Genomic DNA, 284 nt, shown 5'->3' on the forward strand with positions numbered 1-284 from the left:
CTCAATCTCCTTATCATCACAGGGGGTGTTCGCCTGCTCTCCGGCTGCCCAAGTGCGCAATCGGATGAAGATGTTCAGGGCCGCTTTCAGGTTGACCGTGCCTCCCATAGCCTGAAGAAGTCTGCCCAGAGCCAGTTCGATCTCCTTGTCATCACAGGGGGTGTTTATCTTGCCCCCGGCCGCCCGGGTACGCAGTCGGGTGTAGATGTCCCATGCTGCTTTCAGGTTGACCTTCCCCCCCATACTCTGAAGCAGCCTGCCCAGTGTTAACTCAATCTCCTTAT

Annotated in this window: 1 protein-coding gene; it reads right to left on the bottom strand. The window is 56.7% G+C overall.

Annotation, left to right across the window (positions count from 1 at the left end; genetic code table 11):
- Window positions 1-284 (bottom strand): hypothetical protein (locus tag E1189_RS22055; RefSeq protein ID WP_196220799.1); only part of this gene is annotated, 284 nt, incomplete at both ends.

Origin of the sequence: Parendozoicomonas verongulae, from assembly GCF_009711465.1 — a bacterium.
In the GTDB taxonomy this organism is placed as follows: Bacteria; Pseudomonadota; Gammaproteobacteria; order Pseudomonadales; family Endozoicomonadaceae; genus Sansalvadorimonas; species Sansalvadorimonas verongulae.